Source organism: Streptomyces sp. NPDC001880 (genome assembly GCF_053594575.1).
Genome location: NZ_JBSFET010000006.1, coordinates 22,360 through 36,715 on the forward strand (window position 1 = coordinate 22,360; position 14,356 = coordinate 36,715).

The following is a 14,356-nucleotide window of genomic DNA, read 5'->3' on the forward strand; positions in this document are numbered from 1 at the left end:
ACGGCCACCTGTGCGCAACGCGCCCACCGCATTACGCTGTCCCGACCATCCTGAACATCCGATGCGCACCGTGGGAGAGCGAGACTTCGTGGCCTGTGACCTGTGGCTGGTCCCCCTCGTCGATGTGCTGTGTCACAGCCCCGACAACCCGTTCGCCGAAGAAATAGCCGTCTACGACAAGGCGTTGGGCGAGGCCGGACTGCCGCCCGTCCCCGTGTACGCCTACATGCCGGGGCTGACGAGCGACGTCGCCCCGATCGCGGGCTTCGACTACGACGCCCTGCACTTCCTGCGCCGCGCCTTCCTGCTCCAGCTCAGCGGCCTCGCCGTCACGCCGGTCGGCGAACTGGGCGGGGACTACGAGCAGTTGCTGGAGATGTTCGAGGCGACGGCCCGTCAGTCCCACCTGGTCTGGCACTACGACCACGCCGGGGCGTACGTCCCGCTGGACTTCGCAGCCCCGCTCTCCGACGACGACCTGCTGGAGGGCGGCGGTCCGCTCGGCTCCTCGCACGGACTGCTGCGGGAGCTGCAGTACGTCGCCCCGTCCATCGGCATCGACCCGGCGAACCCGCCGGCCGCCCCGCTACCGCCCGCCGCACCGACCTCCCTGGAGGAACCGGCGGCCCCGATGCCGTACGACAACAGCCCGTTCGCCCGCGAGCGGCACGTCTGGCTGGGGCTGCACGCGGCGGCCACCCGCAGCCTCGCCCAGGGATCCATGATCATCTTCAGTTGAGGTCGGGACACCCCTCGGTCCCGACCGGCTCCGACGCCCCCCGGCCTGCTTCGACGCCTCCCGACCGCTTCGATGCTTCCGGGCGCCCGCTCCCGGCGCCCGTGCGGTCAGCGCGGGGACTCCGGGGGGCGCTGGCGCGGCATGTTCGGCCGGGCCATCGTCTGCAGCGGGAACCGCCCCGGCGCCACCCCGTGGTCCGTACGCCCGCCGCTGCCGCCGTTCGACGACAGCGCCTGCATCCCCATCGGCGCCGGTCCGGCCCGGAACTCCACCATCCAGTCCGCGGTCTCGGTGCGCACCAGCTCCGTGATGTCCTCCGAGAACCGTCGCAGCACCCCCAGGCACCGCTCGGCCGCCTCGCTGGCCGTCCCCTCGGTCGGGCCGAGCACCTCCCGTACGCACTCCGAGGCCCAGTCGAACTGGAGCACCTGCAGGCGCCGCTGCACGGCCTGGGCGGTGGCGAGATCCCTCATCCAGCCGGAGGTGAGGCCGAAGTACCGGTCGCACAGCATGCTCGCGGCGCCCAGCAGCAGCGACAGATAGCCCCAGCCCGCCGCCCCGTGCAGCGCCCCGGTCAGATCGAGCAGCGGCAGCGCGGTGCCCGCGACGGCTCCGAGCGCGGTGCCGATCCGCAGCGCCCTGGCCCCGCGCCGCTTCCGCATACGGTCGTTCAGATACCAGTCGGCGGTGCGCAGCGCGTCGGCCTCTACACAGCGGTACAGCTCGTCGAGGCGGTCGGCGGGTTCGCCCCAGTCGCCGAGCGGGAACGGCGTACCGGTCAGATCCCGGCCCCGTGCGCGGGAGTCCGAGCCGGCCGGACCGGGCTCGTTGCGGGGCGGCCCTTCGGGCTGCATCTCCGGCTGACTCACCGGGTACTCCTCTGCATTCTGCGTAGCGACGCCTGATGTGGCGATGTGTTCCGAGGCGGCGGGGTGCTCACTGCTTTCCGGCGTGGCCGACGGTCCCGCGTGGGTAACTTTGCGTGACGAACGGTGGGCCTGGGTGTCCTGATGCGCATGCCCTTCCTACCGCCGAATGGTGGGCCATGGGGCAGAAAACGCCGTACGCCCGGGTGTGCGGGGCCTGTGATCAGGTATAGGAGCCCGGCAAGGGCTGCCTGAAACTCACTCGAAAGAGTTGCTCGCCAACGGGTGGAGCACGCTGCCCGGTGACCACGTAGGCTCGGCATACCGAAACATTTTGTCGTCGAAATGCCAGGAGTGACCGTGATTCCCGGTGGTGGTCAGCCCAATATGCAGCAACTGCTGCAGCAGGCCCAGAAGATGCAGCAGGATCTCGCCGTGGCCCAGGAGGAGCTGGCCAGGACCGAGGTCGAGGGTCAGGCAGGTGGCGGTCTCGTGAAGGCGACCGTGACCGGCTCCGGAGAGCTGCGCAATCTGGTGATCGATCCGAAGGCGGTCGATCCGGAGGACACCGAGACGCTCGCGGACCTCGTCGTCGCCGCGGTCCAGGCGGCGAACGAGAACGCGCAGCAGCTCCAGCAGCAGAAGCTGGGCCCGCTGGCCCAGGGGCTGGGCGGCATGCCCGGTCTCCCCTTCTGACCCGCTGAGTCCTCCGGCTCGGCTCACCCAGAACAGAACAGAACAGGAAAGGAAGGCGTTCCCGTTGTACGAAGGCGTGGTTCAGGACCTCATCGACGAGTTGGGCAGGCTGCCCGGCGTCGGTCCCAAGAGCGCGCAGCGGATCGCCTTCCACATCCTGCAGGCCGAGCCGACCGATGTGCGCCGCCTCGCCCATGCCCTCCTGGAGGTCAAGGACAAGGTCCGGTTCTGTTCGGTCTGCGGCAATGTCGCCCAGCAGGAGCAGTGCAACATCTGCCGGGACGCGCGCCGGGACCCGTCGGTGATCTGCGTGGTCGAGGAGCCGAAGGACGTCGTCGCGATCGAGCGGACCCGTGAGTTCCGGGGCCGGTACCACGTGCTCGGTGGCGCGATCAGCCCGATCGAGGGCGTCGGCCCGGACGACCTGCGCATCCGAGAGCTGCTCGCCCGCCTCGCCGACGGGTCGATCACGGAGCTGATCCTGGCGACCGACCCCAACCTGGAGGGCGAGGCCACGGCGACGTACCTGGCGCGGATGGTCAAGCCGATGGGGCTGCGGGTCACCAGGCTGGCCAGCGGTCTTCCGGTGGGCGGCGACCTGGAGTACGCGGACGAGGTCACCCTGGGCCGTGCCTTCGAGGGGAGGCGCCTGCTCGATGTCTGACGCCCTTACGTTTTCCGACGTTCCTCCGGTGACCGGTTCCGCGACCGGTTCCATGACCGTTCTCGCGACTCACGGCGGCTTTACGTTCAGCGACGATATGTTCTACTCACCGTTCGCGACCGTGCCCACGGGAGGTCCCCTCGATGTCTGACGCCACGCTGAACTCCGTCACGCAGGACCCGGACGACTTCGCCGTCCAGATCGCCGACCAGATCAAGACGTTCATCGTCGCGGTCACCGAGGTGTCCAAGGTCGAGGAGCCCGAGGAAGCCGTCCCCGTCCTGCTGCTCCAGGTCTCCCAGCTCCTGCTGGCCGGCGGCCGGCTCGGCGCGTACGAGGACATCGTCCCCGACGAGCGCTACGAGCCGGACCTCGGCGCGGAGCCGGACGCCGACGGGCTGCGCGAGCGCTTTGCCGCCCTGCTGGAGCCGATCGACGTCTACTCCGAGGTCTTCGACCCGTACGAGCCCCGCAAGGCCCCGGTCCCGGCCCGGATCTCGGACGACCTGGCCGACCTGGTCACCGACCTGCGCCACGGCCTGGCCCACTACCAGGAGGGCCGCGCCACCGAGGCCCTGTGGTGGTGGCAGTTCTCCTACTTCTCCAACTGGGGCTCCACCGCCTCCGCCGCCCTGCGCGCCCTCCAGTCCCTGATCGCCCACATCCGCCTCAACCAGCCCCTCCAGGAGCTGGACGGCCTGGACACCGACTCGGAAACCATCGACGACGACCTCGCCGAGGAGGCCGGTCGCGTCATGGCCGAGGAGATCGCAGGACCGCTGGGGCTGCGGCCGGTGCAGTAGCGGGGCCTGTCCCGTCGTTCGTTCGAAACCCCGTGCTGTTGTCGGCGCGTGTTGCTAGCCTCCCGATGATCTGTCGTGCTCACAGATCGTGACGAGGGAGGGGTGTATGCGTGAAAATGTTGGGGCGGGCCGTCGAAGATCGGCACGGCTGGGGGCCTTGTCACTGGTCGCAGGGGTGGCGCTGACAACGCAGGGGATGGCGGTCGCGGTCGCCGACCCGGTGCCGGACCGGTCGTGGTCCTCGGAGCTGGAGACCGGCGGCCGGGCGTGCGGGGACGGGGAGGCCAGAGCGTACGCCCGCACCATGCCGTCGCTGCGCGCCGTGCTGTCGGACCCGGTGAACGGCGGGCAGCCGGACGCGCCTCCGGTCGCGGCCGAGTTCGAGGCGTGGTGGGCGGCCGGCGGCGGCACCGAGCGCCGGCAGGCGACCACGACTGCCAAGCCCCAAGGGTCGGTGTTCTCCTGGCAGCTGCCCGAGGGGATCCCGGCCGACACCGTGGTCTCGTGGCACGTGCGCGCCCTCAGCGGTGGGACGGTTTCGCCCTGGAGTTCCGAAGGAACGGGCGCGGCCTGCGAGTTCGTGTACGACCCCGAGGCTCCCGAGGCCCCGGTGGTGTCGTCGGCCGACTATCCGGACGGCGACGCCTGGACGGACGGCGTCGGTGTTCACGGGACCTTCCACGTCACTTCGCCGTCCGAGGATGTCGAGTTCTACCGGTACAACTTTCTGGGCGGCCGACAGCTGACCATCCAGGCGTCGGGCCCGGACCGTGCGGCGGATATCGATTACCTTCCGGAGTCGCCTGGGCTCCACGGTCTGGAGGTCCAGGCGTTCGACCGTGCGGGCAACGGCAGCACGCCCACGAACTACCAGTTCCGGGTGGCCTCCGGGAGGGCGCCGGCCGCGCGCTGGAAGCTGGCGGACGCGGCGGGCTCGCACACGGCCGCCGCCGAGGCCGGTCCAGTGGCCCGTGCCGGAGCGGGAGCCGCGTTCGGAGGGGCCGCTCCGTCCGGCACGGACGTGACCTCCTCGGTGAGCCTGGACGGGACGGGGCACGGTTTCCTGACGCCGGACGCCCCGGTCGTCGCGACGGGCGGGACCTTCTCGGTGGGGGCCTGGGTGCGGCCCGCCGCGGTGGACGGCACCCGGACCGTCGTCAGCCAGGACACCGGCCAGGGGCCCGCGTTCACGCTGGGCCTCCGGCAGGACGACGGCAAGCCGGTCTGGTCGTTCGCCGTCGGCGGCATGCCGCTGACCGGGGGCGTGCCCGAGACGGGTGAGTGGGCGCATGTGCTCGGACGGTACGACGCCCGGACGGGCAAGGCCCGGCTGTACGTCAACGGCAGGGCGGTGGGCGAAGAGCGGACCGTGACCCCGGCGGCGGGCGACGGGAGCTTCCAGATCGGCCGGGCACAGGGCGCAGCCGGCTACCGGGACCGCTGGCGGGGCGAGGTCGGCGACGTCCGGGTCTACGACCGTGTGGCGGTGCCGGACGAAGTCGCGGGACTCGGCACCCGTAAGGCACAGCTGCTCGGCCATTGGGCGCTGGAGACTGCTCCTGGTGGCATCAGCGCCGAGTCGGACGGCGGGCAACCGCTGAAGCTCGGCCCGGGCGCCTCGATCTTCCGGATGGACGAGACGTGCGATCCGCTGGACCCCGACTGCAACCCCGGGGACTGGCCCCTCGCGGACGAGGGCCATCTGAACCTGGACGGTGTCTCGGGCTACGCGGCCACGGAGAAGCCGGTCGTCGACACCGGTGACAGCTACACGGTGAGCGCGATGGTGCGGCTGGCCGACCAGGAGCCGGACCACCCGATGACCGTCCTCTCCCAGGGAGGGGCGCACGGCGACGCCTTCAAGGTGCGCTACGAGCCGTCCACCTCCAGCTGGGAACTGGTGATGTCCCACGCGGACGGCCCGGGAGCGGCCGAGACGGTGGTCGCCCGGTACACGGAGCCGGACGGTGGCCAGGGAGCGGGGCACCGGATCGCCGTCGTCCACGACATCGCGGCGGACCGGATCACGCTCTTCGTGGACGGCTACGCCGAGACCGCGGGCACCTCCGAGTTCCGTGGCGGCTGGACCGGCGGCGGCGGCCTTCAGGTGGGCCGGGGACGTACGGCCGACGGGTGGGGCGAGTACCTGCACGGGGCCGTGGACCAGGTCCGGGCCTTCTCCGGCGCGCTGACCGACAGCGAGATCAGCGCTCTGTGGTAGCCGGCGCCGGGTGAGGTGAGGGGGCGCGGCGGGAAGGGACAGCGCCCGGCGTGCCCCCGCTCTCACCCCCCGTCGCCGTTGCGCATATAACCCAGGGGTGCGCCGTTGTCCGTGCGGGACACCCGCCACAGTTCGTCCGCGGCCCTGGCGGGAGGCGTTCACCGGAGTGCCCGGGTCCGGGTGGCCGACGATGTCGGTCCAGGGGTTCGCGCCCGCGTGGATCGGGGCATCGGCGCGGGTGGCGGAGCAGGTGCCGTCCGCGTGGGCGGGGGCTGCCGCCAGGGGGAGTGCGGCCAGGGCGAGTAGCAGGGGCAGTGCGCGCAGCGGCTTGCGCATGGCAGGGCCTCCGAAGAGCGGACGGCTGGGTTCCGGTCCACGCTGGAGGAGAAGGGCCGCCGAATCGTGGACCCGGATGGCCGGGCGTGTGCGCTGGACCACATACGGGCGTGCGGGGCTGCGCGGCGGGCAGGACGTGTACGGGCAGTCCGGCACACGCCGATGATCACGTGCTGAGCGGGATATCTCACCATGTGGTATCAGCGGGGCGTTTTCGGACTGCTCGTTAAACTGAGTCGACCGCAGTAATGGACTGAGCGAGGAGCGCACGTGGGCCTTGTCGTGCAGAAGTACGGAGGCTCCTCCGTAGCCGATGCCGAGGGCATCAAGCGCGTCGCCAAGCGAATCGTCGATGCCAAGAAGAACGGCAACCAGGTGGTTGTCGTGGTGTCAGCGATGGGCGACACGACGGACGAGTTGATCGATCTCGCCGAGCAGGTATCCCCGATCCCTGCCGGGCGTGAGTTCGACATGCTGCTGACAGCCGGAGAGCGGATCTCCATGGCCCTGCTGGCGATGGCGATCAAAAACCTGGGCCACGAGGCCCAGTCCTTCACCGGCAGCCAGGCGGGCGTCATCACCGACTCGGTCCACAACAAAGCGCGCATCATCGATGTGACGCCGGGCCGTATCCGTACGGCGCTGGACGAGGGGAACATCGCGATCGTCGCGGGGTTCCAGGGTGTGTCCCAGGACAAGAAGGACATCACCACCCTCGGCCGTGGCGGGTCCGACACCACCGCCGTCGCGCTCGCGGCCGCGCTGGACGCCGAGGTCTGCGAGATCTACACCGATGTCGACGGCGTCTTCACCGCCGACCCGCGGGTCGTGACGAAGGCCCGGAAGATCGACTGGATCTCCTTCGAGGACATGCTGGAGCTGGCCGCGTCCGGTTCCAAGGTGCTGCTGCACCGGTGCGTGGAGTACGCACGCCGTTACAACATCCCGATCCATGTCCGCTCGTCCTTCTCCGGACTGCGCGGAACCTGGGTCAGCAACGAGCCGCAAGGGGACCAGAAGGTGGAGCACGCGATCATCTCCGGAGTCGCCCATGACGTCTCCGAGGCCAAGATCACCGTCGTCGGAGTGCCCGACAAGCCGGGCGAGGCCGCCGCGATCTTCCGCACCATCGCGAACGCGGAGATCAACATCGACATGGTGGTGCAGAACGTCTCCGCCGCGTCGACCGGCCTGACCGACATCTCGTTCACGCTGCCGAAGGCCGAGGGCCGCAAGGCCATCGACGCCCTGGAGCGCAACCGCGGCACCATCGGCTTCGAGTCGCTGCGCTATGACGACCAGATCGCGAAGATCTCCCTGGTCGGCGCCGGCATGAAGACCAACCCGGGGGTCACGGCGGCCTTCTTCGAGGCGCTGTCGGACGCCGGTGTGAACATCGAGCTGATCTCGACGTCCGAGATCCGCATCTCGGTGGTCACCCGCGCCGACGACGTCATCGAGGCCGTGCGCGCCGTGCACACCGCCTTCGGCCTGGACAGCGACTCCGACGAGGCCGTCGTCTACGGGGGCACCGGCCGATGACCGCGCGCCGTCCGTCGCTCGCGGTCGTCGGAGCGACCGGGGCGATCGGCGGTGTCATGCTCCAGATCCTTTCGCAGCACGCGGATGTCTGGGGCGAGGTGAAGCTGATCGCCTCACCGCGCTCGGCCGGCCGCAAGCTGGTCGTGCGCGGCGAGGAGAGCGAGGTACTCGAACTCACCGAGGACGTCTTCGACGACGTGGACGTGGCGCTGTTCCTGGTGCCCGACGAGGTCTCCGCGCAGTGGGCGCCGATCGCCGCCGCCAAGGGCACCGTCGTCATCGACGACTCCGCCGCGTTCCGGCTGGACGCGGACGTTCCGCTGGTCGTGCCCGAGATCAATCCGCATGCCGTACGGATCAGGCCACGCGGCATCGTCGCGAGCCCGAGCTGCACGACGCTCGCGCTGATCGTCGCGGTCGGTGCGCTGCACGCCGAATACGGCGTACGGGAACTGGTCGTCTCCTCGTACCAGGCGGTGAGCGGGGCCGGCCGGGACGGCGTCGCGGTGCTGCGCGAACAGCTGTCGATGGTCGCCGGTACGGAGCTGGGCACGAAGCCGGGGGACGTGCGCAGGGCCCTGGGGGACACGGAAGGCAGCCCGTTCGCGGCTCCGGTCGCCCTCAATGTGGTGCCCTGGGCCGGGACCGAGGCCGGGGACGGCTGGTCGTCGGAGGAGCTGGCGATCCGCGAGGAGTGCCGCAAGGTCCTGGACCTGCCGGGCCTGCGGGTCGCGGCGACATGTGTGTACGTGCCCGTCGTCGCGACGCACTCGATGTCCGTGCACGCCCGGTTCGAGAACGAGATCGCGGTCGACCGGGCTCATGAGATTCTGGCGACGGCACCGGGTGTGGTGCTGTACGACAACCCGGCGGCGGGGGACTTCCCGACACCGTCCGACGTCGTCGGCACCGATCCGACCTGGGTCGGGCGGGTGCGCAGGTCACTGGACGATCCGCGGGGTCTGGAGCTGTTCGTATGCGGCGACAACCTCCGCAAGGGGGCGGCGTTGAACGTGGCGCAGATCGCCGAGTCGGTGGCCGCGGAATTCCCCCGGTCCTGATCGAACCTGTTTTGTACTGTCTGTGAATACTCTGTGAGCAAGTTGAACGTCTCAACCTCTTGAGCTGGGGTGTCGGGTAGCCGACGATGACTTTCGGCCTGCTGCAACCACTGGCCCGGGAGTGCGCGTCTTAGCCGTCACCTCTGGCGCGGCGGGGCGCACATTCGGGGTATTCGGGGAAGAGCAGGTACGTATGAGGGCATGTCGCACAGCGCCGAACGTGGTGCCGCGCGCGTACAACCCTGACGGGGGGAAACGTGTCCAACTGGCGTGGCAGAGGTTCTCGAAATCACAGTGGTGGGCCCCTTGCGCGGCGCTTCGGTGCGTCCGCTCCGACGGCCCCGCGCACCCGGCGGTATGCCGGTGATTGCGCCCATGCCCGCTGCACGTCCCGCACGGCTGCCCTCGCAGCGCGAGGGCGCTGAGGAGAGCGTGGCTGCCGGAACCACCGTCGACCATCTCACCGAGACCTATCGGGCCCACTACCGTTCGCTGCTCGGTCTCGCGGCTCTCCTCCTGGACGACACGGCCTCCTGTGAGGACGTGGTGCAGGAGGCGTTCATCCGGGTCCACTCGGCCCGCAACCGCGTACGGGACCCGGAGAAGACACTCGCGTATCTGCGCCAGACCGTCGTCAACCTCTCGCGTTCCGCGTTGCGCCGCCGCATCCTCGGGCTGAAGCTGCTCTCCAAACCCATGCCGGACATGGCGAGCGCGGAGGAGGGTGCGTACGACCAGCTGGAACGGGACGCGCTGATCAAGGCGATGCGGGGGCTGCAACGGCGCCAGCGGGAGGTGCTGGTGCTGCGCTACTTCGCGGACATGACCGAGGTCCAGGTGGCCGAGACGCTGGGGATATCCCTGGGCTCGGTCAAGGCCTACGGCTCCCGCGGGATCGCGGCGCTGCGCGTCGTGATGGAGGCCCAGGGATGAGCCGGCGCGACCGCGAGTACGAGAACGGCCCCGATGAACGCGGGCAGGGTCCCGATGAACGCGGGCAGGGTCCTGGCGAACGCGGGCACGGCTTCGATGAACGCGAGCACGGCTCCGAAGAACGTGGGCACGGCTCCGAACGTGAGCATCGGCGTGAGCGTCGGATTGACCGGACTGGAAACGGAATTGTGAACCACGGGCCGGAGAACGCCTCGCGGACGAGCGGGGACGCGGACGCGGAGGCCGCCGGCACCAGGGCTGCTGGGGTCGACGGGGCTGATGGGACTGCTGAATCTGCCGGGGCGGCCGAGACCGCCGCGCTCGGCAGTCTGAGCAGTCTCTTCGGCTCGGGTCCGCGCTCGGGCCCGGATGCGGGCCCGCACGGCGGACCGGGAGCCGGTGGCGGTGCGGACCTCGACGAGGTCGCGCTGCGCCGCATGCTGCGCGGAGCCGTCCAGCACATCGAGCCCAGCGACGGCACGCTCGACCGTCTGCAGCGCGCGGTTCCCCTCCGGCGCGCCAAGCGGCGGCAGGCCGTCGTCGGTCTGGCGGCCGCGGCGCTGCTCATCGGCACCGCGGTGCCCGCCTTCGTCCATGTCGCGAACTCCGAGGGTTCGAGCACCGCCAACCCCGAGATGGCCGGCCACGGCGAGCAGGCGCAGGGTGGCAACGGCACGGACACCGGCTCGCAGTCCGGCGGCAAGAACAGCGGCGGCGACGCCGACGGGCAGGCCGATGGCGACCGGAACCGGCCCACGAGCACAAGCAGCCCCTCCGACAGCCGTGGCCAGGACGGGGACGGACACCTGTCGGGAGGGGGCGCCGATCCGAGCGGCCCCGCGATGGTCTCCATGCCGACCTGCGAGCCGCAGCAGCTCGGTGTCGCCTCGGCCGAGACCGGTGCGGCCGGTGCCGATGGCACGGTGTACGGAACCTTCCGGATCGCCAATGTCTCCAGCACGGTCTGCTCGCTGAGCGGTGGCGGAAGCGTGGGCTTCCAGGCGATGGGCGCGGCCGACCCGGCCAGGATCACGGTTGTCCAGCACACTGCGGGTGACGCGGCGGTCGGGCTGCCCGACCCTTCGCAGGAACAGGGGACGGTGCTGCTGAAGCCGTCGATGGCGTACGAGGTGAAGTTCGCCTGGGTGCCGAAGGACACCTGCCCGACCGTCGGAGGCTCACCGAGCCCGACACCGACCGACGACGCGGGCGGTGCGAGCGGTGGCACGACTGCCGGCCCCGGTTCGGGAAGCGGTGACGGGACGACGGCGGTGGACACGCAGTTCGGCAGCGAGGACGGCGGCGGGACGCAGGACGGCAGCGTCGCCGTGACGCACACGCCGGAGGCCGGGGCACCGGTCGCGGAGGCGAAGATCGCCAACGCCTGCTCGGGCACGATCTACCGGACCGGGGTGCTCGCTCCCGCGACGTGAGGCGGTACGACGTATGAAGCCGTACGACGCATGAAGGGCGAGGGGCCCGCCGATCGACAATCGATCAGCGGGCCCCTCGCGTGTGTCTCTGCCTGCGCCGGTGCCTGCGTATGTCTCTGCGTCTGCGTGTGTCTCAGACTGCTCCGGTGCCCACGGCGTCCTTGCCGGACTCCGGCCCGGACTCGGCTTCCGGCCCGGACTTGGCCTCCGCTTCCGGCGTTGCTTCCTCTTCCGCCTCCGCGACGAGGCCCAGTTGCAGATCGCGTGCCGCTTCGGCCTCACGGCGGACCAGCCGGAACCACATGAAGAGCACGAACCCGGCGAAGACGAACCACTCGCCGGTGTAGCCGAGGTTCTGGAAGGCCTTCAGATCGAGCCCGGTGCCCTGCGCCTGGGTGGCCGGGACAGGACGCAGCGCGTCGGCCGCCTTGTCCCCGCCGGTTTCGGCGCCCGTGTCCTGGAGCGTCACCCATGCGTCGTAGACGTCGTACGGGACGAGGTTGACCAGGGACGCGGCGCTGATCATGCCGAGCTGGCCGTCGGGGAGCCCGCCTGCCGTGTCGACGCCCGCGGTGCCGGCGTTCTCGGACGCCTGGAGGTCGCCGGTCACCGTGACCTCACCGGTCGGCGCGGGGGGCACGGCGGTGCTGCCGGGCTCGCCGGGCAGCCAGCCACGCACCACCGGCAGTGCCTTGCCGCTGTCCGTACGGAGCATGTTCAGGACGTAGAAGCCGCTCTTGTCGTCCAACTTTCGTCCGGGCACCAGGAACTGGTCGGCGTACCGACCGGTGGCGGTGGCGGGGCGGCCGGAGGTCACCGTGTCGACGGGCAGCAGCTCGTCGATCGGCTTGGCGGGCCTGGAGCCCGGGGCGGGCTGCTTCTCGGCGGCCTCGTGCGTCTGCACGCGGTCCTCGAAGCGGCCGAGCTGCCAGGTGCCCATGAACACGCAGAACGGGATGGCCAGCACGACGAAGAGGTTGATCCCCCACCATCGCGGGGTCAGCAGGAACCGGTACACCCCTCCACGGTACGGTCCCCGCTCCGGTCGCCCGGAGCGGGGTACCGACCGAGAGCCGTGTCCCCGGCCTTGTGCGGCAGGGGACACACGCCCCGTCCGCCCGTCCGCTACGCTCCGCTCGGGTCCGGCTGAGGGGGCAGGTGGCGCCGGGCGAAGTCCAGCTCCAGTCGGACCTGCTTGATCCGTTCCTCCACGACGAGCGAACCGTGTCCCGCGTCGTACCGGTACACCTCGTGCACCGCGTCCCGCTTCTTCAGCCGGTCGACGTAGTTCTCCACTTGGCGGATCGGGCAGCGCGGATCGTTGACGCCCGCCGAGATGTAGACCGGCGCCCGGACCGCGTCGACGTACGTCAGCGGGGACGACGCCTCGAAGCGCTCGGGAACCTCCTCCGGCGTGCCGCCCAGCAGCGTGCGGTCCATCGCCTTCAGGTCCTCCATCTCGTCGTGGTACGCCGTGGCGTAGTCGGCGACCGGGACCGCCGCCAGGCCGAGGGCCCAGTCGTCCGGCTGCGTACCGAGGCCGAGCAGGGTCAGATAGCCGCCCCAGGAGCCGCCGGCCAGCACCAGCCGCTCCGGGTCCGCGAGGCCGGACTTCACCGCCCACTCCCGCACCGCGGCGATGTCCTCCAGCTCGATCAGGCCGACCCGGTGCTTGAGCGCGTCCGTCCAGGCGCGGCCGTATCCGGTGGAGCCGCGATAGTTGACCCGGACGACCGCGTAGCCGTGGTCCACCCAGGCGGCAGGGCCGGAGGCGAAGGTGTCGCTGTCGTGCCAGGTCGGGCCGCCGTGGATCTCGAAGATCGTGGGGAACGGGCCCTCGGCAGGGGCGGCGGGCCGCTGCACGAGCGCATGGACACGGCCGCCGGGCCCGTCCACCCACACGTCCTCCACCGGCACGGACGCCGGGGCCTTCGCGCCGGGCGGATCGAGCACCACCGCACCCGAGGTGGACCGGATGACGGGCGGCTGCGCGGCCGAGGACCACAGGTACTCCACCGTGCCGTCCGGCCGGGCTGTGGCATCCGACACCGAACCCGCGGGGGTCTCCACCCGGACGGGGGCGCAGCCCGCCTCCGGCTCGCACCGCCACAGGTCGCTGCGGGCCTCGAAGGCGTGCACGACCAGCAGCGCGGAGGCATCCGGATACCACTCGGCGACCACATCGCCGGGCAGATCGATCGCGAGGTCCGTCTCCTCGCCCGTCGTCGGATCCCAGATCATCGGCTCCCAGCGGCCCCGCCGCTGGTGCCCGACCAGGAGCCTCGTGTCCCCGGCGACGGGGGCGAAGCCCAGCACGGACAGGCCCAGCTCCTTCGTACCGCCCTCGGTGTCGTCCAGCTCGGCGACCGTCGTCCCGTCCGGGCGCACCACGCGCAGCGCGGAGTGCATCGCGTCTCCGTGCTCGGTGTGCTCCAGGGCGATCAGCGTCCCGTCATGGCTGAGGTCGCCGACGCCGGCCGACTCGCGGTGGCGGTAGATCTCCACGGGCTCCGCTCCGGGCCGTACGACATGGATCGTCGTCCCGTCCTCGTCGGTGGAGCGGCCGACCACCGCCGTGCCGTCCCGCCCGATCGCGAGCCCGGCCGGGTACGCGGGGCCGAGTCCGGGCGTCGCCGGTTCGTCCACCGGTGTGTCCGGCTCCCCGGCCCTGCCGGCGTGGAACGGCCGGCGCATCCACACCCCGAACTCGTCGCCATCGGTGTCGCTGAACCACCAGACCGACTCCCCGTCGGGTGTCAGCGCCCCGTCCGTCGTGCCGTTCGGCCGGTCGGTCACCTGGCGCTGCTCTCCGGTGGCACGGTCCCAGGTGTACAGCTCGTGCGTCCCCGTCGCGTTGGAGACGAACAGAGCGCGTTCGGGTGCGTCCTCCGCCCAGTCGGGCAACGACACCCGCGGCGCCCGGAAGCGCTGCTCCCACGCCGGCACGTAGGCGGGGGCCTGGTCGGAAGGGGCAGGCGTCGAGCCAGTGATCTCAGTCATGCCCTCCATTCTGCGTCGGAACGCCGACAATTCGTTCGCTTCGTCCTCAGCCTGTGGATAAC

At 70.9% G+C, this 14,356-nt stretch carries 13 protein-coding genes; 9 read left to right on the forward strand and 4 right to left on the reverse strand.

Annotated features, from left to right (window positions below):
* Positions 1-88 precede the first annotated feature (88 nt).
* Positions 89-739, forward strand: a complete 651-nt coding sequence (locus tag ACWCQ6_RS05485; RefSeq protein ID WP_451085898.1) for a hypothetical protein — start codon at positions 89-91, stop codon at positions 737-739.
* Between the two features lie 107 nt (positions 740-846).
* Here ACWCQ6_RS05485 and ACWCQ6_RS05490 read toward each other — a convergent pair whose 3' ends face one another.
* Complete coding sequence (locus ACWCQ6_RS05490) at positions 847-1,593, reverse strand: SLATT domain-containing protein (RefSeq protein WP_451085900.1); 747 nt, start codon at positions 1,591-1,593, stop codon at positions 847-849.
* 372 nt (positions 1,594-1,965) lie between these two features.
* Here ACWCQ6_RS05490 and ACWCQ6_RS05495 point away from each other — a divergent pair, with 372 nt between their 5' ends.
* The 7 genes from ACWCQ6_RS05495 to ACWCQ6_RS05525 all read left to right on the forward strand — a co-directional run bounded on the left by ACWCQ6_RS05495 (position 1,966) and on the right by ACWCQ6_RS05525 (position 9,861).
* Positions 1,966-2,301: a YbaB/EbfC family nucleoid-associated protein gene (locus ACWCQ6_RS05495; RefSeq protein ID WP_451085902.1), complete on the forward strand. Its 336-nt coding sequence runs from the start codon at positions 1,966-1,968 to the stop codon at positions 2,299-2,301.
* Positions 2,302-2,365: 64 nt separating this feature from the next.
* Positions 2,366-2,965 carry a recombination mediator RecR gene (gene recR / locus ACWCQ6_RS05500; protein WP_266417409.1) on the forward strand — a complete coding sequence of 200 codons (600 nt, stop codon included), beginning with the start codon at positions 2,366-2,368 and terminating at the stop codon, positions 2,963-2,965.
* A 143-nt stretch (positions 2,966-3,108) separates the two neighbouring features.
* Positions 3,109-3,768, forward strand: coding sequence for a DUF5063 domain-containing protein (locus ACWCQ6_RS05505; protein WP_451085685.1), 660 nt, complete (start codon positions 3,109-3,111; stop codon positions 3,766-3,768).
* A gap of 106 nt (positions 3,769-3,874) precedes the next feature.
* Entirely contained in the window at positions 3,875-5,989 is a 2,115-nt protein-coding gene (locus ACWCQ6_RS05510) for a LamG-like jellyroll fold domain-containing protein (protein ID WP_451085687.1), read from the forward strand.
* Between the two features lie 606 nt (positions 5,990-6,595).
* The gene (locus tag ACWCQ6_RS05515; protein ID WP_451085689.1) at positions 6,596-7,867 is read left to right on the forward strand and encodes an aspartate kinase; all 1,272 of its coding nucleotides are present in this window, start codon (positions 6,596-6,598) and stop codon (positions 7,865-7,867) included.
* Positions 7,864-8,928: an aspartate-semialdehyde dehydrogenase gene (locus ACWCQ6_RS05520; protein ID WP_451085691.1), complete on the forward strand. Its 1,065-nt coding sequence runs from the start codon at positions 7,864-7,866 to the stop codon at positions 8,926-8,928. Before ACWCQ6_RS05515 ends, ACWCQ6_RS05520 begins: the two co-directional genes overlap by 4 nt.
* 357 nt (positions 8,929-9,285) lie before the next feature.
* The gene (locus ACWCQ6_RS05525; protein WP_148840622.1) at positions 9,286-9,861 is read left to right on the forward strand and encodes a SigE family RNA polymerase sigma factor; all 576 of its coding nucleotides are present in this window, start codon (positions 9,286-9,288) and stop codon (positions 9,859-9,861) included.
* Here ACWCQ6_RS05525 and ACWCQ6_RS05530 read toward each other — a convergent pair.
* Entirely contained in the window at positions 9,807-10,010 is a 204-nt protein-coding gene (locus ACWCQ6_RS05530; protein WP_451085694.1) for a hypothetical protein, read from the reverse strand. The two genes, ACWCQ6_RS05525 and ACWCQ6_RS05530, sit on opposite strands and share 55 nt — an antisense overlap.
* 39 nt (positions 10,011-10,049) lie before the next feature.
* Between ACWCQ6_RS05530 and ACWCQ6_RS05535 the strand changes: the two genes are divergently transcribed.
* Positions 10,050-11,294, forward strand: coding sequence for a hypothetical protein (locus ACWCQ6_RS05535; RefSeq protein ID WP_451085696.1), 1,245 nt, complete (start codon positions 10,050-10,052; stop codon positions 11,292-11,294).
* A gap of 133 nt (positions 11,295-11,427) precedes the next feature.
* Here the strand turns inward: ACWCQ6_RS05535 and ACWCQ6_RS05540 are convergent, their stop codons facing one another.
* Together ACWCQ6_RS05540 and ACWCQ6_RS05545 are read right to left on the reverse strand one after the other, a co-directional pair.
* Positions 11,428-12,312, reverse strand: a complete 885-nt coding sequence (locus ACWCQ6_RS05540; RefSeq protein ID WP_451085698.1) for an SURF1 family protein — start codon at positions 12,310-12,312, stop codon at positions 11,428-11,430.
* 107 nt (positions 12,313-12,419) lie between these two features.
* Complete coding sequence (locus tag ACWCQ6_RS05545; protein ID WP_451085700.1) at positions 12,420-14,294, reverse strand: S9 family peptidase; 1,875 nt, start codon at positions 14,292-14,294, stop codon at positions 12,420-12,422.
* Between the last annotated feature and the right edge of the window lie 62 nt (positions 14,295-14,356).

What these genes read in the sequence shown, in the direction of transcription:
- ACWCQ6_RS05490 (WP_451085900.1), bottom strand. Translation starts at nt 1,593, where the DNA reads ATGCAGCCCGAAGGGCCGCCCCGCAACGAGCCCGGTCCGGCCGGCTCG.
- ACWCQ6_RS05505 (WP_451085685.1), top strand. Translation starts at nt 3,109, where the DNA reads ATGTCTGACGCCACGCTGAACTCCGTCACGCAGGACCCGGACGACTTC.
- ACWCQ6_RS05510 (WP_451085687.1), top strand. Translation starts at nt 3,875, where the DNA reads ATGCGTGAAAATGTTGGGGCGGGCCGTCGAAGATCGGCACGGCTGGGG.
- ACWCQ6_RS05520 (WP_451085691.1), top strand. Translation starts at nt 7,864, where the DNA reads ATGACCGCGCGCCGTCCGTCGCTCGCGGTCGTCGGAGCGACCGGGGCG.
- ACWCQ6_RS05525 (WP_148840622.1), top strand. Translation starts at nt 9,286, where the DNA reads ATGCCGGTGATTGCGCCCATGCCCGCTGCACGTCCCGCACGGCTGCCC.
- ACWCQ6_RS05530 (WP_451085694.1), bottom strand. Translation starts at nt 10,010, where the DNA reads ATGCTCACGTTCGGAGCCGTGCCCACGTTCTTCGGAGCCGTGCTCGCG.
- ACWCQ6_RS05545 (WP_451085700.1), bottom strand. Translation starts at nt 14,294, where the DNA reads ATGACTGAGATCACTGGCTCGACGCCTGCCCCTTCCGACCAGGCCCCC.